Raw genomic sequence first — 21,650 nt, 5'->3', positions numbered from 1 at the left:
CGGCGGCACTACTCCGCGAAGCGGAACGTAGACGTGATCGCGTCGAAGATGTCGAAGAACGAGTCGGCGAGGTCGAGGACTTGGCTGCTTCCGGCCACCAGGGCGACCTTGCCCTTCTGCCCCGGTACGGGGATGAACGTCTGCATGAGTACGGCGCGGATGGTCCGCTTGAGGGTGTCGTCGGGTACGACGATGTCCTCGATGCCGTACGTGCGCGCGGCGGGACCGACGCCGGGAATGTCGACGGTGGTCACCTTGCGCCAGGAGTCGCCCTCCTTCTTCGCCTCACGCACCGCGAGTTGGCCCGCCATGGTCTGGGGGTCGGTGGAGAGAGGCTCGCCGGTCTTCTCCGAGCGACCGCCGACGATCGAGACGGTGACCGACCCGGTGATCGGGGTGTCTCCGCCGAAGGCCTCCGCCATGCAGCCGCAGTACAGGGCGCCGGACTTCCAGGCGTCGGCGGCGGCCTTCTGCAGGAAGGTGGTGTACGTGTCGCGATAGTCGGCCAACTCCGGGTGCTGTCGCACCCGTTCGTTCACCATCCGCCGGATGGAGTCGTCGCGCGACTCGGGGCGTACGTCGAACTCCCACCACGACTCCGGCACCTTGATACGGAAGCCGCCGCGCTCGATGGTGAGCGTTTCCATGTAGCGGGCCATGGTGTGTCCCCGTTCGGTTTCTCTGTTCGGTCCTCTGTTCGGCTCGGGTCAGCCTACGAGGTGGACGGGCGGGCGGGGCGCCGGGCGTCCTCGTGGTCCGACGGGCTATCGTCCTTTGCTTCCGCCACCCCACCGGCATCCTGCGTACCGCACACTCCGACCCCACCGAGGAGCTCCCCCCACATGAAGCGCATGACCCTGGCCGCCGTGTCCGCCCTGTGCCTCGCCGCCGCCCTCACAGCCTGTGGAAGCTCGGACAAGGACACCGACAGCAAGAGCGAGCCCACGAAGGCGACGGCCTCGCCCAGCAAGACGCTCAGTCCGGCGGAACAGGTCGCGCAGCTCATGGTCACCCAGGCAGAGTCCGGCGGCTACTCGGTCAAGAAGCCCGCCGACGGCGACGCACTCGCCAAGTCCCAGGCCGAGATGAGCGTCGACAAGGCCGCATGCGCCCCGTTGGCGTACGCGATGAACGAACTCCCTGTCGGCACCCCGGAGGCCACGCTCACTCACTTCGCCAACAAGTCCACCGGCATGCTCACGTACATCACCCTCTCCACCTACGCGGACGGCAAAGCGGCGGCCGCCATGAAGAGCCTCTCCACGGCGGCCGGCTCCTGCGGCAGCGGTTTCACGGCGAAGTCGGACAGCGGCAGCACCACGTACGACTCCGTGACCGTGGAGACCGCCCCCTCGGGCGGCGACGAGTCCGGGGCCACCGCCGCCACCTTCAAGTTCCAGGGCTTCACCCAGACGATCCGGACCCAGACGTTCCGCTTCGGCAACACCATCGCCAACTACTTCACTCTGGACAGCAGCGCATTCATGAACGCCCACGCCGGCACGGCCAAGATCCCGGCCGACCTCGTCACGGTGCAGAACGCGAAGCTCGGGTAAGGCAGGGAAGGTCGCTGCTGGCCATCCCCGCACCGGGCTTGGGTGCGCGGGGCCGACCCGCGCACTAGGTCTCGGGTTCCGCCGGAATCGGCCGCTCAGCGATTCAGGTCCATGACCCCGACTCCAAGCCCCTCGTAGGACTCCGGCGCGACGGTGGCGACGAGCGCTCCTTCGGGAAGCATCTGGTTCGGCCGCGCGGCGTGCACGGCGGCGCCCACACCGAAGGAGACGCCACCGCGGCACAGTTCTGCAATGGTCACCGCCATCGCGTAGTCATCGTCGATCAGGTGAAGTACGTCGACCAGCACACCGACATGGCCAACAATCCCCGCCCGCTGGCGCTCCGCTTCCAGCAGGCACAGGACGGGCACCCACAGGCGCACATCACCGCTGGCCGCTGCGGCATGGATGAGACCGGAGACCTGCTTGTTGCCCCCCATCGCCAGGAGGGTCGGGGTGTCTAAGACGTAGTGCTCGGTCTCGTTCAACGGGAGGACTCCGTCTCGGCGAGGGCGGCACGGTGTGCGACGGTGGCCTCACGCATCTTGCGGCGCATCTCGGCGGACTCCTCGTCCGTCACGTAGTGCCCGAACCGCTCGGCGAGAAGGCTGCGCGTGCGATCGGCTCGTTCCCTGATCTGATCCGGGGTGAGCGTCTGAGCGGCTATCTCCTGCATGAGGGCACGAAGGCTGGTGCCACGGGCTTCCGCTACTGCGGCGAGCTGGTCACGGACCTCGGCGGGGACTCGGATCATGACGTCGGCCATACATTGAGTATACGTGGCGTATACGCACCCCGCCACGCTTTCGACCCCACCCCACCCTCAACGAATACGGCGATCGCGCGACGCACGGTGGTACACGTCAGCCCGTACTGATCAATTCCAGCACGAGGCTGGAAGTTAATGATCACGAAGCTGCACCCTGCAGGAAGCAAACTCTGGAAGCCGGCCCCTACCGCACAGCCGGCGTTCGGGGCCGTTGTGCAACTGGACACGATCGACCCACAGGTCCAGCCAACCGGCCCCCATTCCTCCCCTTCTGCCCAGTCGTGCAAGAAAGTTCGCTGTGGCGAAACCGATCGCTACACGGATACCGTCATTGCTCGTGACTGCACTTCTGTCTCACGGGGAGTCAACTGTGAAGCGCCGCTCTTTGCCCGTTGCTGCCGCGTTCGCCGCGACCGCAGCCTTGCTGCTGACGGCATGCGGCAGCGGGGACGACAAGTCCAGCGACAACGACAAGATCGCGGGGGCCGACACCGGCGACTCGACCGAGTCGGCTTCGCCGAGCGCGAGCACCGACTCCGGGCAACGCCCGAAGGTCACGTTGCCGAGCGATGTCACGAACGTCTTCGACAGCTGGAAGACGGGTGACACGACGAAGGACGCCGTCCTGGCGGACGTCTCCGGACGCATCAACGCCACGGACGCGGCCATTGCCAGCGGCGACAGTGAGAGCTCGGCAATTCCCTTTTACTACAAGGGAGACGCACTGCTGGGTGCAGCTGATTGGATCGCGAGCTTCAAGAAGGAGGGTCTGACCATCAACGGCAAGACCCGCTACTTCGAGCCCACGATCACGATGTTCGACAAGACGTCCGCGAGCGTCAGGTACTGCTCGGACGAAAGTAAGGCGTACAACAAGAACCGCAAGACCGGAAAGATCGACAAAACGCCGGCCACGGATAATTCGTACGTGCTCTACAACACGCGTGTGGACAAGAACAAGCAAGGGGTTTGGCAGACCACGCAGTTGGTCTCGAAGAGGGGGGTCGAACCGTGCACGCCGTGAAGACGCACAGGTGGCTGACGCTGGCGACCGTCTCTGCGACCCTCACCCTCGCTCCGGCCGGAGTCGCCGTCGCGGACAAAGGAACCGGCCAAGGAGGAACCCAGCAGGGCTCCGGCGTGCAGACCGAGCACAAGCGGGACGGTCAGACTCTCGAGTCTCGGATCACCTTCAGCGGCTCCATCAAAGGCAGCGGCGGCAAGTCGTCCGGCGGGCTCACCGCGGTGGGCAACTGGACACCGCCGGCCTGTTGGTACGAGCCCATGTCCGCCGAGGAATTCAAGAAACAGACCGAAGCAAGCTACGACCTTGTCGTCAACGACCCCGACCAGCCCAACTACGCGAAGACCGCGACGGGTCAGTTCCGGGATATCTACAAGGACGGCAAGTACAAGAACTACAACCTCGACGAGGCCGACGAAGGCAATTGGTTCGTCGCCGTCCAGGATGAGAGTCGCCTCGACGATCCAGATGCTTTCACGTGCAGCGAGCTCCCGTTCTGGGTCAAGAACGGCGATACCCCGAACGTGAAGAATGCCGTCACGCCCGAAGTCCTCGCCGAACTCGCCTACAACCGCGTCCAGGTCCCGGACACGAAGGTCACCCTCGCGCCCGAAGACATCACCAAGGTGAACCTGCCCACCTGGGCCTGGCTGGACAAGGCCACGTTCAAGGAGGTCTCGGTCACCGCAGCCCTCAACGTCAACGGCCTCAACATCCAGGCCACCACGACGGCGAAGCCTGTGTCGTTGAAGCTCGAACCGGGCACGGAAGACGCAGAGACCTACCCCGCCTCCGGCGTGTGCAAGATCAACGACGACGACTCGGTCGGTGAGGCGTACGCCAAGGGCAAGGCGGACGAGACGCCGCCGTGCGGCATCAAGTACCTGCGCTCGTCGGGCGACGGAACGTACAAGCTGCGGGCGACCATCACCTGGCAGATCACCTGGACCGGCACCGGCAACCCGGACCCGAAGAACCTGCCGAACGGCACCTTCGGCAACACCCAGGACATCACCGTTCAGGAGATCCAGTCCGTCAACCGCTGACAGCGTCGACCTGGGGCGCGCGGCCGGCGTCGGCTGCGCACCCCACGCGTCTCCCCTTGACGATCCGGCATCACGAGAACATCACTGCCCGCCCAAGTCCCGGCAAACGCAACCCCATAGACCCCTCAAACAACACCGTTCCCGCTCCCCCGCCCAATCCGTTGCCCCCGTCCACTACATAGGATTGCTCGGGCAACCGCCGCAGCTGCGGGCGCCGGGGGACCCCGTGCGGCCCCTCCCGGCGGTCCCTTCACGGAGGCAACGGGGAACACATCGTGAGTGATCTACGGCTTGACGGCACGATCTTCGAGGACTTGAGGAAGACCTTCTCCACCGTCACCGACCGGATGGACGCCGCCCGCCGCACCCTGCGCGGCACCGACGGCTCGGTCGTGGGGGACAAGGATCTCGTGGACGACGTGCACGACTTCGCCGACGACTGGGGCTACGGCATCAAGCAGCTCGGCAAGCACACCCAGGGCGCGATCAAGATGATCGACAACATCGGGAAGTCCTTCGAGAAGCTGGACCTGGATCTGGCCGAGTCCCTCAAGTCCCCCAAGAAGAAGGGGAACTGATCGCGTCATGGGACGCCCGTCTTTCCCCCACATAGGTTGGGACCCCACACCCGGCGACGTCGAGGACACCCGGGAGCTTGCCAAGAAGCTCGGCGGGCTGGCCACCGAACTGGGCACCGCCCTGCGGGAACTGCAGCAGATCGAGTGCGGGGCTTGGAAGGGCAAGACCGCGCTCGCCTTCAGCGAGCACATCTCCACCGATGTCACGCCCCTCATCAAGAAGAGCCACGACTCCTTCGACAAGGCGTCGCGCGCCCTGCACCACTGGGCCGGACAGCTCTCCGACTTCCAGGACGAGGCCGGCCGGCTGGAGAAGGAAGCCGGAGAGAAGCTCGACGCCAAGGCCGAGGCCCAGCAGAAGGCCGACCAGAAGGGCGACGGCAAGGGCAGCGAGGAACTCGGCAAAGCGTCCGGCGCGGTCGACGAGGTCACCAGCAAGGTCCACGACCTCGAAGACCGCTACAAGAAGGCCGCCCACCTCATCAGCAAGGACCTCGACAAGGCGGCGGACATCGCGCCCGACGAGCCCGGGTTCTGGGACAAGCTCGTGCACGGCGTCGAGGACGCCTGGAACGCCACCGGCGACTGGATCAAAGATCACGCGGATGTCATCAAGGCCATCGGTGACGTGCTCAGCCTGGTGAGCGGCGCCTTGGGTGTCCTGGCCATCATCACCGCTCCCTTCGAACCGGTGGGAGCGATCTTCGCGGCTGCCGCGATGATCACGAGTGGAGCGGCTCTGCTCACCCATCTGGTCGCCAAAGCGGCTGGCGCGGACGTCAGTTGGGTCGACATCGGGTTCGATGCTCTAGGAATCATCCCCGGCGTCAAAGGCCTCACCGGAAGTGCCGAGCTCGCCAAAGGCACCAACGCAGCCGTTCGTGCCGCTGAGCTCGGCGAGGGTTACCGTGGCGTCACCAGTATCGGGAAGACGTTCATTCTCTTCGGCCCGCTGAAAGCCGCTCCCGCCGTGCGACTCGGAGAGGGAGGCAGCCGCTTGGCATTGGCTGCCGAGAGCGGAATGCAGAATTTCCGCAACGGGCAGTGGCTCGGCACCCAGGGGATCAATCTGGTCGCGTCGAAGCTGCCGTTCATCAAGAGCGCCGAGGCCATCGCCCCCATGGGCAAGGCCGGCCGCACCCTCGACGCCGCGATCAAGTCCGGTTTCACGGCGAACAAGGCAAACACCATCGCAGACAACGACTTCGGGCACTGAGGGTGTTCTGCAAGCGGCATGGCCACGCACAAGAAAGCGCATCGGAGCACTCCTGATGGACAGCACTGACACACTCCAGGTCCTGGGCGTACAGGGCGTCACATTGCCGCCGATGGCCTTCCGCCTCCCCGAAGGCATGCACGCGGTCGAGGTGTCTCTCGACGCGAACGAACGGGCCCAAGCCATCAGCCGGCTGGTCCGGGACATCTATCCCCGCGGCGAAGAACCCTTGTGGGACGCCATGGGCTCTCTGTACAGCGCGATGACAGAAGAGATGCTGGCAAGCGGTATCTCGTTCTTCGGAATCGGGCTCTACGACATCGGCGACGGCGGTGTGGCGCACTGCTCTCTGACCATCGCCGTCTTCGAGTCCGACCAGACCGACCAGGACGTCGCCGCCCAAGGCATTCAGGCTGTTCTTCGCCGCGACCCGCTGTGTGAGGTCGGCTGGCTGGATCTGCCCTGTGGCCCGGCCGTGTCGGCGATCACATTCCGGAACCTGTTGATCGACGGCCAGTACACGAAGTCAGGCCGGGACGAAGAGCTCAACATGGGGCAAATTCAGATACACATCCCCTTTTCCACAGGTCCCTATACCGCGGTGATCACCTTGGACACGGCTTCCGTGGAACAGTGGGAGGAGTTCTCGCACGCGATTGCGGGAATTGTGGGTTCGGTGGAATTCGGAGTGGCAACCGACGGGGGCAACCGACCCAGCTGACCGGATCAGTTCCTCCGTAGAGATCTGCAGAGAGATGACGCACTGATGGATTGGTACCCCAGCCCCGACGAGGACCTTCTCCTTCGAACATCGGCCAAATTCGCCACGGGCATCGCGCCCGCCGTCGCGGGATCCCGGTGGTTCAGGGACCTCGAACGAAGCGACATCCAGGGCGAGTTGTCGGGTTGGCCCGCGGGCCCCACCTACACCCTGCGCACGACCGGCGATCGAGCGGCCCGGCGCACGGGCCGGGCTCTCCTGGTCGGAATCCCGTTGATCGCGAACATCATCGCGAACATCGGCGGGGCCTCGGGGTCGCCTTTCGGTGACGTACCTGTCCGAGGAAACCCCGAAGAGCCGGAGAACGAGGTCCAGGACTTCCCCGTCATGTGGGCCGCCCCCGGCACCCTCGCCCGGACGGTCCCCTGGCAGCTCGACCCGGCACGCCGCCCGGAGGGTTACGCCACCGATCTCGTCCTGACCGATCGGCGCCTGCTCTTCCTCGGTACTCGCAGCGGCACCCTGGCCAAGGCCGACGTGCTCGGTGAGTTCACTCGGGACTCCATCGCCGAGGCCAGGCAGATGAAGTACAGCGAGATCAGCGCGGACGTACGCCTCACGTTCGCCGATCAGTCCTGGATCCGCCTGTTCACCGGCAATCCGGACAGCGCCGAGCGTCTCTGCGAACTGCTCAACGGGACGGTCCAAGCCGTGCCGGAGAGTGAACTGTCGAGCGGACAGCGCGATCGGCTGGCCCGCCTCCTCTCCGAACTCCCGGACACCGCACAGCCTCCGCTGATCACTCGGTTGCCGAGCGGCATCGTCATGGTCGAGGTCCGCGTCCCGGCCAAGGCCGGCAAGGATCTCTACGAGACGCACTCGATCCTGATGGACGCCTCCGGGGGTCCGGCGAAACCGCATCCCGGCGATCTCTAGGCATGTCGATTCCATCGGCGGGAAGCGCGGGCGCTTTCCCGAAAGGCAGGACGAAATGGCCGAACGCTGGCAGCCCGACCCCGGCGAGCACCTGCTGGCCCGGGTTCCGGTCTCTTTCGCGACCGGTGCCGCCACCCCGGTCTCCGGACGGCGCTGGTTCCGTGACGCCGACCGACGCGATATCCAGGCCAAGTTGCCCGGTTGGCCCACGGGTCCGACGTACCGCGTGCGTTCGAAGACACATCGCATCGCCCGGGGCATCGGGCGAACGGCCCTCGCACTGGTGGTCATCGCGATCGCCGGCGCGCTTGGAGGCACCGGTGTGGGCAGCGTGGACGTGCTCGGCCGTTCCGACGATCCGGAGGACGAGGTCGAGGACTTTCCGGTGATGTGGGCGGCTCCGGGCACCCTCGCCCGCACTCTGCCCTGGCAGCTCGATCCCGCACGGAGGCCCGCCACCGACCGCACCCACGCCGTCGTGACCGACCGTCGCCTCGTCATCCTGGGCATGCTCGACGATGACGAGGATCCTTGGGAGGAAGTCCTCTGGGAGGCGAAGCGGGCGGAGATCGCGGCAGTCGAGCACAGGACGTTCGGCCACGGCGAGCCCGACGTTCGGCTCCTCTTCGTGGACGGCTCCTGGTGCCGGCTCGCGCCGCGTAGCAGCAGTGCGTTGGTGCGCCACTTCTCCGTAGCGTACGAGCCAATCGATCCCGAGGCCCTGACTCCTGGCCAGCGGAAGGCAGTCGACGCATTCAGGGAAAGGACGGGAACCGTTGGCGCGGTCACGGTCACCTGTCGTCCCGGCGGTAGCTATCTGATCGAGGCCGTCCCATCCCCAGAAGCCAGCGCACGACATGGAGTCCTCACCGACTGGCAACTCATTGGCCCGGAAGGCGAGGAGGTGGCTCACGAGGAGGCTCGCGTCTGAGCTGTGGCCGCGGCGGCCGTTACCTTCTGCCACCATCGTCCACCCTCGCCAGGGGGCCCTGAGGGCGACGACGGCGCGCCCGAGTCTCCCTGACGATCCCGACCGCTTGCTTCAGCCCGTCACGCCCAGTGCAAAGTCCCAGCAACCGTGTCGAACAGCTCCACCATCCGATCGGCCAGCGGATCGACCGGAGTGGAGAAGTTGAGCATCAGCCACTGCTTCGTCGCCGGGACCGGCACGTAGTAGGTGACGTTCGTGGTGGGGAGCGTGTTGCCCATCTGGGCCTCCGGGTCGGGGGCTTCACGATGGCGGTGGCGTACGGCTCGTCCTGCCGCCTCCAGTTTCACTACACCGAGTTCGCCGTTCTCACCGATGTCCCCGCCGGCCAGATGCTCGGCCATTTCGTCGGCGTCCGAGCACTCGGGCCACTCACCGGGCGCGGGGAGGCTGATGAGCAGCGAGGACGCCAGGGGTACGGGGCCGATGGTGAGCGTGGACAGGTAGAGCTCGATGCCGCCGACCGTGTAGGCATCCTTCGCCTTGCGCTGAAGGTCCCGCATGAACTGGTCCCTGAGATGGGGAGCGTTGTCCACTCCTCGGAACGTGCGCTCGGCGAGGGCGATGATGCCTCGGTCGCGGTCGTCCGGGTCGAGCGGGAGCTGGAACCAGCCGTCCGGAACAATGACGTTGTAGTCCGTCGGTGGTGAGGTGAACTGGTCGGCCGTCTTCATGCGGTGCCTCCGTCGGCGGGGGCCTCGGCGCCTCCCGCAGCAAGCGGGCTGATGCGCAGGGTCCGAACCGCCTCGTCCGCCAGCTCCGTGATCTGCTCGGTGAGGGCGATCTTCTCCCACTCCACCGTGACGACGATGAGGCTCTGCATGTCGGGCGGGAAGACCGCGTACTTGATGAATTCGGTCAGTTTCCGGCCGAGTCCGAACATGCGCTTCACCTTGAGCATGGCCTGGACGCGCACGGCGGGTCCGGCCGCCAGTTCGAGGTGGGTGATCTCGGGGTCGCCCGTGACCTCGGCGTTGTCCCACTCCAGAATCATCGGGATGACCTCCTCGACGCCGGGACGTGGCACGCCTTCGTCGCCGTACCCGTCGACCATGAGGTTGGCCAGGGCTTCCCCCGCCTCGGAGTAGTAGGCCGCCGCGAGCGTAGGGGCGTCCGCGTTGAGGTCGAGGGCCCGCTCGACCATGTCATCGAAGACCGCGCTGTTCTGGATTTGCAGGGCGAGTGGGTTGAGGCGGTTCACGACCTCGGTGGCCAGCGCCTTTGCCTCGGCCTTCGTACCCTCACGGAGCGTCAGGTCGACCCAGCCGGGCTGGAAGTCGAAGCTGCACTCATAGGGCTCGACCAAAGGGGGGTGGTCATCCGGTGTGGTCATGCTCGTTCCTTTCGCGCGGGCGCAGTCGTCGGCTCAGCCGAGAAGGGGGTTGAGGTTTCCGTCCAGGCCCAGCCCGCCCAGCGTAATCCCGGCCCCGACGACGGACATGCGGCTGGCCGTCTTGGAGATCTTGTTGAGGGCGCCGGCGTCGAATTGACCGCCCAGGGCTGCCGTTCCCAATTTGATCGACTTCAGATCGGAGGCAACCCCGGGGTCGGCCATGGAGAACGACTTGGGAATGCCCTTGAAAAGATTCCCTCCGCCACGCGTACGGAGCTCGCCCCAGGCTTTGTTGTAGTTTCCGCTGCCGGGTTTGAGGGCCTTGAGATTGTCACTCCAAGCGCTCTTCGAGAACGGCTCCGTGAACGGCTCCTTGATCGATTTCCAGACGTCACCCTTGCCCAGGGTGGACCGCTTGCCAGCCGCCCTCCGAAGGTTCTTGTTCGCGCGGCCGACCTGTCGCCCTGTCCGCGCCAGGCCGGCCCTCCCCAGCTTGCCGAGCGCACCCTTCGCGAACTTCCCCGCGATCTTGGAGAAGCCCTTGCCGACGCCCATCATGACGAAGCCGAGCGCGGCGAGCCCCAAGTCCATCCATTCCGCGTTTCCCTGGAGAACCTGCACGAAGGTCGCCACGAAATTGATCAATGTCGCGACCATGGCGATGGCCCCCAGGACTCCCGCCAACGCCTGCCCGATCACCGGAATCCAGCCGACGACGAGTGAGAGGATTCCGCACCAAGTGGCGATGAAGGACGTGACATCGGCGATCGCCTTGACCAGGGTGTCCCAGAAGCCGTCCTTCAGGGAGTCGTGGTTGATGACCGCGTCGATGGAGTCGCGGGCCCGCTTGGCCGCGTCGTCCCGGATCTTCTTGGCTTCGTTGATCTTTTCGCGCGCCGCGTCGATCTCGTCGCCTGCGGCATCGCACTGGTCCTCAAGGTCCTTGCGGTCCTTGCGGTCCTGGTCGGGGTCTTCCTTCTTCTTGTCCTTGCCCGACAGCCCGTCCAGGTTCTTCTGGGCCGCCCCTTTGCGCTCGTCGGCGTCCTTGGCGTCCTTGAGGGCCGCGTCGGCGATCTCCTGGGCTCGGTTCAGATCCGAGGCATAGTTCCGGGGACGGGCATGCAGCTTGTCCTGGTAGCCACCGCCCACTTCGACCACTTCGGAACCGATGGCGGTGGCAGCCGTGTCGTATCGCTTGAATGCCGCTTCGAGCTTCTTGACGTTGCCCTTGGCCTTCTCACGGAATTCCTTGCCGGACTTGTTGTCCCAGGCGTCGACGTCGACGACCGCCTTGAGATTGCGGATCTGCCGGTCGAGTTCCTCGGCAGTTCTGCGCAGTTGTTTACCGAGAGCCGCCATACGGTCCGGATCACCGGGGATGGGATCGTTGTCAGCGACCGGATGCCAGTCGTGCGGCCGTCCCGCCATGACTAGTCCCCCTTCTTCTTGGGGTCCTGGGCACCACGAATCGCCTCGGCCAGCTGATGGTCGATGTCCTCGTACGCCTTCGCCGCAGCCTTGGCGATCTGCGCGAGTGCGTCAATCTCACCAGTCAGCTTTTCGCGGCTGATCTCCCAATTGCTCGCGAAATCACCGAACTTGTCGGAGAGATCGCCGTCGCCGAAGTCGTCCTCATACTTGTCACTCAGTTTTTCCAGGCCGTCGAATGCCTTCTTGACATTGGCGAGCCCCGTCCCCATCTCCTTGATCACGTCAAGGTCGAGCCGAGTGTGATCGCTCTCGCCACCCATGGCGCCCCCGTTATGCCGTACTAGCGACTTGCCGTAAATCAACCAACTTTGGAGGAAACACGCCGGTGCGACGGGGCGCCGGAACACCCCATCGCACCGTGGCACCGCCACAACGACGAGCTACTAGCCCTTAACGCCCTTGGCCAGCTGGTCATCAAGGTCCTCGTACGCCTTCGCCGCGTCGTCGAGGAACTTGGCCATGCCCTTCAGGCCCTCAAGGGTGTCCTTCATGCCCTTGGTGAACTCCTTGAAGGAGTCGTCGAAGGCCTGGGAACCCTTCGAGGTCGTGTAACCGTCCGCGACCAGGCCGTCGATGTAGCTGTCGAGCCCGTGGAGCTTGTCCTCCATCTTCTCCTTCTCGTGCCCGAGCTTCTTCGCAGCGTGCCGCATCTTCTCGTATGTGATATCTGCGTCTTTGCCGCCGGCCATGTGGCGTCCTCCATACTCCAACTCGCCGCAGGGCCAACCCCCGTGGCTCCTGATGCGGATGATGCGATCGTCCGCATTGAGCCAGCAGCTTACTTACGACGCTTGCAGGAGCACACCCCGGTTCTGTCACCGTCCCGCACCAGAGGCCGGATCCGCCGCGCCGCATCGCCCGCCGCATCGCCCGCCGCGTCGCCCCTCCCCGAATCACCCGCCGCAACGCCCCCCGAATCACCCGTCGAACCGCCCGCCGAATCCGCCCCGCGCCTCCAACGACCTCTCACACGGGCCGTTGCCTGCGGGAAGGGGGGAGCGGCTATCGTCGATGTCACTGTGGCCCGCGTTCCGGAAGCGGCCTCAGGTGCCTGGGGAGGACGAGCGTGCGCCTGACTCTGACCGTCGTCGACCCGCTCGGCGGCGCCACCGCCGACGTGGTTCTTGATGCGGATCCTGAGTCCTCGGTGGGGGACATCGCCAAGGAACTGGCGGGGCACGTCGGGTACAGCGGCGGTGCGCAGATCATTCCGATCGGGCAGCATCAGGCCGCGGCGAGCGGTGCGCCTGTCGCGTACGTCGACGGGTATCCCGTCGATCCCACCGCCACCATCGGGACCTCGCCGCTGCGCGAGGGTGCGGTCGTCAGTCTGCATGATCCCGCGGGGTGCCTTCCCGGTGAGCCGACCGGGCTCGTCGAACTGCGGGTCGCCGGCGGTCCGGCCGCCGGTGCCGTGCACCGGCTGGGGATCGGGCGGTACGACATCGGCGGCGGGGCTTCGTCGTACATCCGTATCGACGATCCCGAACTTCCGCAAAGAGCACTGACGTTGTCAGTTGCAACGGACGGGACCTGCCGGGTCGCCGTGCACGGGGACAAAGAGGGTGTCACGCTCGACGGCGAGGCCATCGACGCGCGCGACGGTGACGAGTGGCCCCTCGGGAGTCAGGTCGCCGTCGGCAATACGCTCCTTGAGCTCGACCGGTACTCGCCGCCCAACGCCGCCCTCAAGTGGTCCGACGACGGCGCCGGGCTCGACTACAACCGGCCGCCGCGGCTGCATCCGCCGGAGCGTGAGACGAAGTTCCGGCTGCCCAATCCGATCCGTGACTACGAGGCCCGGCCGCTGCCCTGGCTGATGGCCGTGACGCCGCTGGTCGGTGCCGTCGTATCCGTGATGATCTTCGGGCGCTGGTACTACCTGATCATGGCGCTGCTGAGCCCGCTCATCATGTTCGGCAACTTCTTCATGGACAAGAAGCAGGGGCGCAAGTCCCATGCGAAGCAGGTCAAGGAGTACAAGGAGCACAAGGAGCGGATCGAGAAGGACGCCCAGGAGGCCCTGGTCGCCGAGCGGCTCGACCGGCGTCAGGCGATACCCGATCCGGCCACCGTTCTGTCGCTGAGCACCGGGCCGCGTACGCGGCTGTGGGAGCGGCGGCGGACCGACGCGGACCATCTGCTGCTGCGGGTCGGGACCGGGCAACTGCCCTCCGAGGTCGTGCTCGACGACCCGGAGCAGGACGACCACAAGCGCGAGGTCACCTGGACCATCGAGGACGCACCGGTCGCGCTCCCGCTGTGTGAGCGCGGGGTCATCGGCATCGCGGGGCCCGGCGATTCGGCGCAGGCGCTGGGGCGTTGGATCGTCGCCCAGGCCGCCGTGCTGCACAGCCCGCTCGACGTCCAGTTCTACGTACTGACCGAGAACAGCGGCCGGGAGAGCTGGGACTGGACGCGGTGGCTGCCGCACAGCCGCCCCGGCGGCGCCCAGGACGCCAATGTGCTGATCGGTACCGACGCCGAGACCGTCGGCGCCCGCATCGGTGAACTGACCCAACTCCTCGACGCCCGCCAGAAGGCCGCCAAGCAGAACGGCAACAAGGCCTCCTTCAGCGATCCCGACATCATCGTGGTGTGGGACGGTTCGCGGCGGCTTCGCTCCATGCCCGGTGTGGTGCGGCTGCTGCGCGAGGGGCCGGCCATGTCGATGTACGCGATCTGCCTCGACGCCGAGGAGCGCTTCCTGCCCGGTGAGTGCCAGGCCATCGTCATCGCGGAGCCCAAGCCCGAGGAGCACGCGACCCCGCAGCAGCGCATCGCGCAGGGTGCCCCCGCGGCTCCCGGCGGCTTCCCCTCCTTCCACGCCTGGCACGCCGCCGAGGCAGACGACTCCCCCTCCGGAACGCAGAAGCCGCTCGAACTGCGGCTGCGCGTCCAGCAGACGGGCATCGCGCGGGTAAGGAACGTACGGCCCGACTTCGTCTCCGCCGCATGGTGCGGACGCCTGTCGCGGGCCCTGTCTCCGCTGCGTGACATCAGCGGCGAGACCGAGGACTCGGCCCTGCCCGGGGCCAGCCGGCTGCTCGACGTCCTGCAGTTGGAGCCGCCGACCCGCGACGCGATCACCGCGCGCTGGCGCATGGGCGGGCAGTCGACGATGGCCGTCATCGGTGAGTCGTACGACGGGCCGTTCGGCATCGACATGCGCAAGGACGGGCCGCACGGCCTCATCGCCGGTACGACGGGTTCCGGTAAGTCCGAGCTGCTTCAGACCATTGTCGCGTCGCTGGCCGTGGCCAACACTCCCGAGAACATGACGTTCGTCCTCGTCGACTACAAGGGCGGCTCCGCCTTCAAGGACTGCGTCAAACTCCCGCACACCGTCGGCATGGTCACCGACCTCGACGCCCATCTCGTCGAGCGTGCCCTGGAGTCGCTGGGCGCGGAGCTCAAGCGGCGTGAGCACATCCTCGCCGCCGCCGACGCCAAGGACATCGAGGACTACCAGGACCTGGTGCGCCGCGACCCCTCGCACGCGCCCGTGCCCCGACTCCTCATCGTCATCGACGAGTTCGCCTCGATGGTGCGCGACCTGCCCGACTTCGTGACGGGTCTGGTCAACATCGCCCAGCGAGGCCGTTCACTCGGCATCCACCTGCTGCTGGCCACCCAGCGCCCGAGCGGTGTCGTGTCCCCCGAGATCCGCGCCAACACCAACCTCCGTATCGCCCTGCGCGTCACCGACGGCGGCGAGTCCAGCGACGTCATCGACTCCCCCGAGGCCGGGCACATCTCCAAGAGCACACCGGGCCGGGCGTACGTCCGTCTCGGGCACGCCTCGCTCGTGCCGTTCCAGTCCGGCCGTGTCGGCGGACGCCGTCCCGGTGCCGCCGACCCCACGGCGCTCGCCCCCTGGGCCGGCCCCCTCGGCTGGGAGGACCTGGGACGGGCCACGCTGGTGAAGCCGAAGGCCGAGGCGCGCGAGGAAGAGGAGATCACCGACCTCAAGGTGCTGGTGGACGCGGTCCGCGAGGCCAACCAGGTCCTCGGCATTCCGGCCCAGCACAGTCCCTGGCTGCCCGCGCTCTCCGAGACGCTGCTGCTCGACGAGATCCAGCTGCCCGCCTTCGCGGGCGGACCGGGCAAGCTGCCGCCCGCCCCGTACGGTGTCGAGGACCTGCCCGCCGACCAGGCCCGCCGCCCCGTCGTCGTGGACTTCGCCTCCTTCGGGCACCTCCTCATCGGCGGTGCGCCGCGCAGTGGCCGTTCGCAGATCCTGCGGACCATCGCGGCCTCGCTCGCCCGGACGCACTCCGCGGCGGACGTACACCTCTACGGCATCGACTGCGGCAACGGCGCGCTCAACGCACTCACGCGGCTGCCGCACTGCGGTGCCGTGGTCAGCCGCAACCAGACCGAGCGCGTGGTGCGCCTCATGGCCCGGCTGAAGGGCGAACTCACCCGCCGCCAGGACCTGTTGGCCGACAAGGGCTTCGCCGACATCGGCGAGCAGCGGGCCGCGGCGGCCGAGGAGGAGCGGCTCCCGCACATCGTCGTGCTGCTCGACCGGTGGGAGGGCTGGCTGCCGACGCTCGGCGAGTACGACCACGGTGATCTGACGGACCAGGTGACCGCGATGATGCGGGAAGGCGCGAGCGTCGGCCTCCACCTGGTGATGACGGGTGACCGCCAGATCCTCTCGTCCCGGATCGGCTCCCTCACCGAGGACAAGTACGCACTGCGGCTCGCGGACCGCTCCGACTTCTCGCTGATCGGCGTCAACGCGCGCAAGGTCCCCGAGGAGATCCCGCCGGGCCGCGGCTACCGCAACGAGCACGGCACCGAGACGCAGTTCGCCCTGCTCGCCGAGGACGCCACGGGTCAGGGGCAGGCCGCGGCGATCACGGCGATCGGCGAGGCCGCGGCGGTTCGCGACGCCGAACTCCCGCGCGGCCGACGCCCGTTCCGCGTCGACGTCCTGCCCACCCGGATCAACTTCACGGACGCCTGGGAGATGCGCGACCCGGACGCCTCGCGCTCCAAGCTGTGGGCTCTGGCGGGCATCGGCGGCGACGACATCATGGGCTTCGGCCCCGACCTCGCGCAGGGCGTCCCGACGTTCGTCATCGCGGGACCGGCCAAGTCGGGCCGCAGTACGACGCTGATGAACATGGCGCGTTCGTATCTGACGCAGGGCGTACGGATCGTCGTCGCCGCGCCGCGCCCCTCGCCGCTTCGCGAACTGGACGGCCAGGAAGGCGTACTGAAGGTCTTCGACGAGGACGACATCGAGAGCGACGACCTGAGCGAAGCCATCGAGTCGGCCACGCCCGAGGAGCCGATCGTCGTCCTGGTCGACGACGGCGAGGTACTGGAGGACTGTGACGCCGAGACCGTCTTCAAGCGGATCGTCCAGCGCGGCGGCGAGCGCGGTCTCGCCCTGGTCATCGCCGGTGACGAGGAAGACGTGTGCAGCGGCTTCTCCGGCTGGCAGGTCGAGATGAAGAAGGGGCGCCGTGGCATCCTGCTCTCCCCGCAGGACTCCTCCGCGGGCGAGCTGATCGGCATCCGTACCAACCGCAGCATGGTCGGCGGACCGGTCGCACCGGGCAAGGGCCTGCTGCACCTCGGGGACGGGGAACCGCTCACCGTCACGACGCCGATGTAGTACGAGAGGCCGAAGCGCTACGTACGTGGGGCGGGTCCCGGTAACTCCGGGCCCCGCCCCTCGCGTTCACACCGCCGGGAGCGCGTAGATCTCGAATCCGTGCGTCGCCAGCAGCCGGTTGCCGGAGATCGCGACCTGCCAGGGTTCGCCCCCGCCCTTGTTGTCGTTGTAGACCCAGCGGGACTTTCCGGTCTTGGCGTCCATGGCGAAGATGCCGCCCTCGTCCCAGTAGGACGCGCCGTACAGGGTCGCCCCCGCACGCAGGAAGTTCACCGGTGCCCGTACGGCCCCGGGGTCCTCGCAGAGCCAGATCTTCTTGCCGGTCTTCACATGGACGGCCCACACACCATGGTCGAAGTCGGCGGCGTACAGGACGTCGTCGATGACCACGGGGTTGTCGAAGCCGCGGCGGCCGTTGGGCGACAGGGTCCAGCGGGTCTTGCCGGTGTCCGCGTCGAGGGCCGTCAGCTTCTCTCCCGGCAGGAAGACGAGGCCCGCGGCGACGGTGGGCGTCCAGCTCCAGTCGTCACCGACCTTCTTGGTCCACAGCTGCTTGCCGGTCGCGGTGTCGCGCACGGTGAGGTTGTACTTGGAGTCGGCGTAGACCAGGTACTTTCCACTGACCGTGGCCTCGACGTCCCAGTTGTCGGTCCCCCAGTCGCGCATCTGCACCCACACCTGCTTGCGCGTGGTGTGGTTGACCGCCGCGATGCCCCTGCGGTAATTGGTGCCGCTCTTCGCGTCGTTGAGGTCGGTCACCGTGACATAGACGTTCTCGGCGTCGATGGCGATGGGCTCGTCGAGGTCCAGTTTCTTGCTGACGCGGGTACGCCAGGCCTCCTTGCCCGTGCTCATGTCCAGGGCCACGAGCGCACCGTCGTAGTCGCTGTCGCCCAGGAACAGTTTGGCGCCGGCGACGAGCGGCAGGGCGCCGGGCCGGGTCACGCCCTTGCGGGTCCAGCGCGCCTTCCCCGTCTTCACGTCGTACGCCACCAGCGGGTCACCGCTGATCAGCAGGGTCCCGTCGTGGATCATCAGCGGCAGTTCGTCGTTGGTGCTGTCCTCCGCCACCGACTTGTGCCACAGCGGCTGCGGGGCCACGCCCGCCGGAGGCGTCGTGAAGGTCTCCGCGGCGGGCTCGGTCGAGCCGCCCTTGCCGTTCGCTCCCGTGGACTCCGCGCCGGCGTTCCCACCCCGGGACAGCCACCAGGCGCCCCCGCCGCCCACGACCGCCGCCCCCGCGACACCTGCGGTCAGACCGAGGAAGCGGCGGCGGGAAGGGGCCTGTGCGGAGGTGGATGCGGAGGCGGGCCTGCCGAGGTGGACCGTGCCGTCGGGGAGAGGGGAACCGTGACCGGGCGTGCCGTACCCGGGTGCCGGAGTGCCCCCGGGCGGCGTCCCGTAGCCGGGCGCGGGCGGATAGCCGTACCCCTGCGGCTGCGGTGCGGGCGTGGGCGTGCCCGTCGAGGAGGCCGTGCCGTCGGCCATCACCGGCGGCGGCCCGAAAGAAGGGGTCTTCGGCATTTCCGGGATGTCGGGGGCCTCCGGGATGTCGGGGGCCTCCAGATCCAAGATCCCCGCCGCATGCGTAGCGATCGTCGAAGCCACAGCCGACGGAAGCCAGTCGTTCAGTACGGTCGCGGTGCCGCCCGGTGCCAGGGCCGTCACGAGCTCCGCAGGGGCGGGCCGCTGGGCCGGATCCTTCAGCAGGCAGGCGCGGATGAGGCCCAGCAGGGACTGGGGTACGCCCGTGAGGTCGGGTTCGCCGTGGACGATCTGGTAGAGCATGGCCGCGTGGGAGGCGGCGTCGTCGCCGAACGCGTTGTGGCCGGTGGCCGCGAAGGTCAGGACGGCACCGAGGGAGAAGACATCGCCCGGGGTGCCGACATCGCGGCCGAGGGCCTGTTCCGGGGGCATGTAGCCGGGTGAGCCGACCACAACTCCCGTCTGGGTCATACGGTTTCCGTCCACCGCCCGCGCGATGCCGAAGTCGATGACACGGGGGCCGTCGGCGGCCAGCAGGACGTTGGACGGCTTGAGGTCGCGGTGGATCAGGCCCGCCGCGTGGATCTCCTGGAGCGCGGCGGCCAGCCCGGCGCCCAGCGCGCGGACCGTGCGTTCGGGGAGGGCGCCGTGGGCCTCCACCACGTCGGTGAGGTCCGGGCCGAGCACGTACGACGTGGCCAGCCACGGCAGCGCCGCGCCCGGGTCGGCGTCGACGACCGGGGCGGTGTAGCGGCCCGAGACCGCCCGGGCTGTCTCGACCTCGTGCTCGAAGCGGCGGCGGAAGTCGGCGTCGGCGGCGAGGTCCTGGCGTACGACCTTCACCGCGACGGTGCGTCCGCCGGGCGAACGGGCCAGATACACGCGGCCCATGCCGCCCGCACCGAGTCTTCGCAGCAACCGGTAGGGCCCCAACTCCCTTGGATCGTCCGGCTGCAGTGTCTCCATGGCTGGGCCCTTCCCCGTTGTCGCCGTCCGGGCGCCCGCTCTTCTGCTGCGCGCGGCGAGTCGGATGGTGTTCGCTATCGCAGACACAGTAGTGAGCAGCCACACAACAGTGACGGGTGGGGCGGACGAGGAAAGCGGACGCACTGGAAGAAGAGCAGGGCCCGCTACTTGACCTTCGTCATCCGGGCCACCGGATCACCGGCATCCGCGTTGTCCGTCTCGTACTTGAGGTCGCTCCCGACGGGAGTGAGCCGCACCTCGTGCCTGCCCTTGGTGCACACGTCGCGGTTGGAGTCCTTGGCGACGCTCGTGACGACGAGCCGGGTCTTCGTGACCTTCTTCAGGATGAGTACGTCGTCACAGATGCCGCCGATCTGGTCGGTCTGCCGGAAGGTGCCCAACTCCTGGCCCACGGCGGCCTGGTGGACGGTGACACGGAAAGTGCCCATGGGGAGTGCGCCGTTGAGGGCCAGGCCGTCGCCCTCCCAGGTGCCCAGATAGGAGGCCGGGATCGTGGACGGCTGCTCCTCGGGGCCCGGGGCACTCGCGCTCACCGTGGCCGAGGGATGTGCGCCGCCCGCCGAGCTGTCCGCGCCGTTCTTGCCGCCACCGTCCGGCAGCAGGTCGAACAGGAACGTGGACCCCACCGTCACCGCCGCCAGCGCTCCCGCAACGGCGAGGGCGACGGTGCAACTCATCCTGCGACCCCGGCCGTTCGCCCCGGGGACGGAGGTCGCGGCCACGCTGACGGAGACCCTGCCCGGGCGGTCGGCGGGCGATGGGATCGCATCCTGCGGCTCAGGCACCCGCAGCACCTCGCGCTGCCCCGGTACGCCCGGTCCGCCCGGTACACCCGGTCCGTACGTAGGCATCACGGGCGGCGGCCCGAACACCCCACCGGAAACCGGCCCCTCTACCCCTACCTCTCCCCCTGCCCCTGAACTCGCCCCCACCGAAGGACTGCTGAACCCCACCGGCCCCGAAGGCGTCGCCTCCGCGGCGTCAAGGTTCAGCAGCTGTACGGCGCTCCGGCTCACCTGTTCCACCAGGGCTCCCGGCAGCCACCCCGCCGTCACCAGCCGGGCCGCGCCCTGCGGAGCGAGCCGGACCGCCACCTCGTCCGGAGTCGGGCGGGCGGCCGGGTCCTTGGTCAGGCATGCGGCGACCAGCTCCCGCAGCTCCCCCTCCATGGCCCCTAACTGGGGCTCCTCGTGCACCACCTTGTAGAGGAGGGATGCGGAGGAGTCGCCGGGGAAGGGCGGCTCGCCCGTCGCGGCGTACGCGAGTACCGCGCCGAGGGAGAAGACGTCCGCCGCTCCCGCGACGCCTTTGCCGAGGATCTGCTCGGGGGACATGTAGCCGGGGGAGCCGACCGAGACGCCCGTCGACGTCAGGGACGCCGTGCCGTCGGTGGCGCGGGCGATGCCGAAGTCGATGAGGAGGGGGCCGTCGAGGGTGAGCAGGACGTTGGAGGGCTTCACGTCGCGGTGGACGAGGCCCAGCGCGTGGACCGCCGAGAGCGCCTCGGCCAGGCCCGCGCCCAGCACCCGTACCGAATGCGCCGGAAGCGGACCGCCGCCGTCCGCGACGGCGGCGGCGAGCGACGGGCCGGCCGCGTAGCCCGTGGCGACCCACGGGACCGGCGCCTCAGGGTCCGCGTCCAGGACCGGTGCCGTCCACGCGCCGCCCACCCGCCGCGCGGCCTCGACCTCGCGGCGGAAGCGGGCGCGGAACTCCTCGTCGAGCGCGAAGTGCGGGTGCACGATCTTGACGGCGACCGTACGGCCGCCCGCGCTGCGGCCCAGATACACCCGCCCCATGCCGCCGGAGCCCAGCCGGCCGAGCAGCCGGTAGGGCCCCACGACCGTGGGTTCGTCGACTCCGAGCGGCTGCATGACGCTCACACCTC

At 67.9% G+C, this 21,650-nt stretch carries 19 protein-coding genes; 9 read left to right on the top strand and 10 right to left on the bottom strand.

Annotation, left to right across the window (positions count from 1 at the left end; genetic code table 11):
- Nucleotides 1-8: 8 nt before the first annotated feature.
- The gene (locus tag AB5J50_RS29320) at nucleotides 9-659 is read right to left on the bottom strand and encodes a hypothetical protein (RefSeq protein ID WP_369261208.1); all 651 of its coding nucleotides are present in this window, start codon (nucleotides 657-659) and stop codon (nucleotides 9-11) included.
- A 183-nt stretch (nucleotides 660-842) separates the two neighbouring features.
- Here AB5J50_RS29320 and AB5J50_RS29315 point away from each other — a divergent pair, with 183 nt between their 5' ends.
- On the top strand, nucleotides 843-1,556 hold the full coding sequence (locus AB5J50_RS29315) for a hypothetical protein (RefSeq protein ID WP_369261207.1): 714 nt from the start codon (nucleotides 843-845) through the stop codon (nucleotides 1,554-1,556).
- A gap of 95 nt (nucleotides 1,557-1,651) precedes the next feature.
- On the opposite strand, the gene AB5J50_RS29310 is transcribed toward AB5J50_RS29315, so the two are convergent.
- Together AB5J50_RS29310 and AB5J50_RS29305 are read right to left on the bottom strand one after the other, a co-directional pair.
- On the bottom strand, nucleotides 1,652-2,044 hold the full coding sequence (locus AB5J50_RS29310) for a hypothetical protein (RefSeq protein WP_369261206.1): 393 nt from the start codon (nucleotides 2,042-2,044) through the stop codon (nucleotides 1,652-1,654).
- Nucleotides 2,041-2,322: an Arc family DNA-binding protein gene (locus tag AB5J50_RS29305; RefSeq protein ID WP_369261205.1), complete on the bottom strand. Its 282-nt coding sequence runs from the start codon at nucleotides 2,320-2,322 to the stop codon at nucleotides 2,041-2,043. Before AB5J50_RS29305 ends, AB5J50_RS29310 begins: the two co-directional genes overlap by 4 nt.
- Before the next feature lie 373 nt (nucleotides 2,323-2,695).
- On the opposite strand from AB5J50_RS29305, the gene AB5J50_RS29300 reads away from it, so the two are divergent.
- The 7 genes from AB5J50_RS29300 (at nucleotide 2,696) to AB5J50_RS29270 (ending at nucleotide 8,777) form a co-directional block, all read left to right on the top strand.
- On the top strand, nucleotides 2,696-3,349 hold the full coding sequence (locus AB5J50_RS29300; RefSeq protein ID WP_369261204.1) for a hypothetical protein: 654 nt from the start codon (nucleotides 2,696-2,698) through the stop codon (nucleotides 3,347-3,349).
- A complete protein-coding gene (locus AB5J50_RS29295; protein WP_369261203.1) occupies nucleotides 3,346-4,395 on the top strand; it encodes a hypothetical protein in 1,050 nt (349 codons plus the stop codon). Before AB5J50_RS29300 ends, AB5J50_RS29295 begins: the two co-directional genes overlap by 4 nt.
- 275 nt (nucleotides 4,396-4,670) lie before the next feature.
- Nucleotides 4,671-4,973 carry a hypothetical protein gene (locus AB5J50_RS29290; RefSeq protein WP_369261202.1) on the top strand — a complete coding sequence of 101 codons (303 nt, stop codon included), beginning with the start codon at nucleotides 4,671-4,673 and terminating at the stop codon, nucleotides 4,971-4,973.
- Nucleotides 4,974-4,980: 7 nt separating this feature from the next.
- Complete coding sequence (locus tag AB5J50_RS29285; protein ID WP_369261201.1) at nucleotides 4,981-6,189, top strand: enoyl-CoA hydratase/isomerase family protein; 1,209 nt, start codon at nucleotides 4,981-4,983, stop codon at nucleotides 6,187-6,189.
- A 55-nt stretch (nucleotides 6,190-6,244) separates the two neighbouring features.
- Nucleotides 6,245-6,910 (top strand): hypothetical protein, encoded by a 666-nt coding sequence (locus AB5J50_RS29280; protein WP_369261200.1) that lies wholly within the window; start codon nucleotides 6,245-6,247, stop codon nucleotides 6,908-6,910.
- A gap of 45 nt (nucleotides 6,911-6,955) precedes the next feature.
- Nucleotides 6,956-7,846, top strand: a complete 891-nt coding sequence (locus tag AB5J50_RS29275) for a hypothetical protein (RefSeq protein WP_369261199.1) — start codon at nucleotides 6,956-6,958, stop codon at nucleotides 7,844-7,846.
- Between the two features lie 55 nt (nucleotides 7,847-7,901).
- Nucleotides 7,902-8,777, top strand: a complete 876-nt coding sequence (locus AB5J50_RS29270; RefSeq protein WP_369261198.1) for a hypothetical protein — start codon at nucleotides 7,902-7,904, stop codon at nucleotides 8,775-8,777.
- A gap of 119 nt (nucleotides 8,778-8,896) precedes the next feature.
- Here the strand turns inward: AB5J50_RS29270 and AB5J50_RS29265 are convergent, their stop codons facing one another.
- From AB5J50_RS29265 to AB5J50_RS29245, 5 genes are all read right to left on the bottom strand, one after another.
- A complete protein-coding gene (locus AB5J50_RS29265) occupies nucleotides 8,897-9,508 on the bottom strand; it encodes a hypothetical protein (RefSeq protein WP_369261197.1) in 612 nt (203 codons plus the stop codon).
- Nucleotides 9,505-10,167 (bottom strand): hypothetical protein, encoded by a 663-nt coding sequence (locus AB5J50_RS29260; protein ID WP_369261196.1) that lies wholly within the window; start codon nucleotides 10,165-10,167, stop codon nucleotides 9,505-9,507. The genes AB5J50_RS29265 and AB5J50_RS29260 overlap by 4 nt, the downstream gene beginning before the upstream one ends.
- 33 nt (nucleotides 10,168-10,200) lie before the next feature.
- A complete protein-coding gene (locus tag AB5J50_RS29255) occupies nucleotides 10,201-11,595 on the bottom strand; it encodes a hypothetical protein (RefSeq protein WP_369261195.1) in 1,395 nt (464 codons plus the stop codon).
- Nucleotides 11,596-11,597: 2 nt separating this feature from the next.
- On the bottom strand, nucleotides 11,598-11,918 hold the full coding sequence (locus AB5J50_RS29250; protein WP_369261194.1) for a hypothetical protein: 321 nt from the start codon (nucleotides 11,916-11,918) through the stop codon (nucleotides 11,598-11,600).
- A gap of 123 nt (nucleotides 11,919-12,041) precedes the next feature.
- Nucleotides 12,042-12,347: a WXG100 family type VII secretion target gene (locus AB5J50_RS29245; RefSeq protein ID WP_330306562.1), complete on the bottom strand. Its 306-nt coding sequence runs from the start codon at nucleotides 12,345-12,347 to the stop codon at nucleotides 12,042-12,044.
- 377 nt (nucleotides 12,348-12,724) lie between these two features.
- On the opposite strand from AB5J50_RS29245, the gene AB5J50_RS29240 reads away from it, so the two are divergent.
- Entirely contained in the window at nucleotides 12,725-17,290 is a 4,566-nt protein-coding gene (locus AB5J50_RS29240) for an FtsK/SpoIIIE domain-containing protein (protein WP_369261193.1), read from the top strand.
- 66 nt (nucleotides 17,291-17,356) lie between these two features.
- On the opposite strand, the gene AB5J50_RS29235 is transcribed toward AB5J50_RS29240, so the two are convergent.
- Both AB5J50_RS29235 and AB5J50_RS29230 read right to left on the bottom strand, forming a co-directional pair.
- Entirely contained in the window at nucleotides 17,357-19,741 is a 2,385-nt protein-coding gene (locus AB5J50_RS29235) for a PQQ-binding-like beta-propeller repeat protein (protein WP_369261192.1), read from the bottom strand.
- Between the two features lie 164 nt (nucleotides 19,742-19,905).
- Nucleotides 19,906-21,636, bottom strand: a complete 1,731-nt coding sequence (locus tag AB5J50_RS29230) for a serine/threonine-protein kinase (RefSeq protein WP_369261191.1) — start codon at nucleotides 21,634-21,636, stop codon at nucleotides 19,906-19,908.
- Between the last annotated feature and the right edge of the window lie 14 nt (nucleotides 21,637-21,650).

The organism is Streptomyces sp. R35, assembly GCF_041053035.1.
Taxonomy (GTDB): Bacteria; Actinomycetota; Actinomycetes; order Streptomycetales; family Streptomycetaceae; genus Streptomyces; species Streptomyces lutosisoli.
This window is presented reverse-complemented; position numbering and strand designations above follow the sequence as displayed.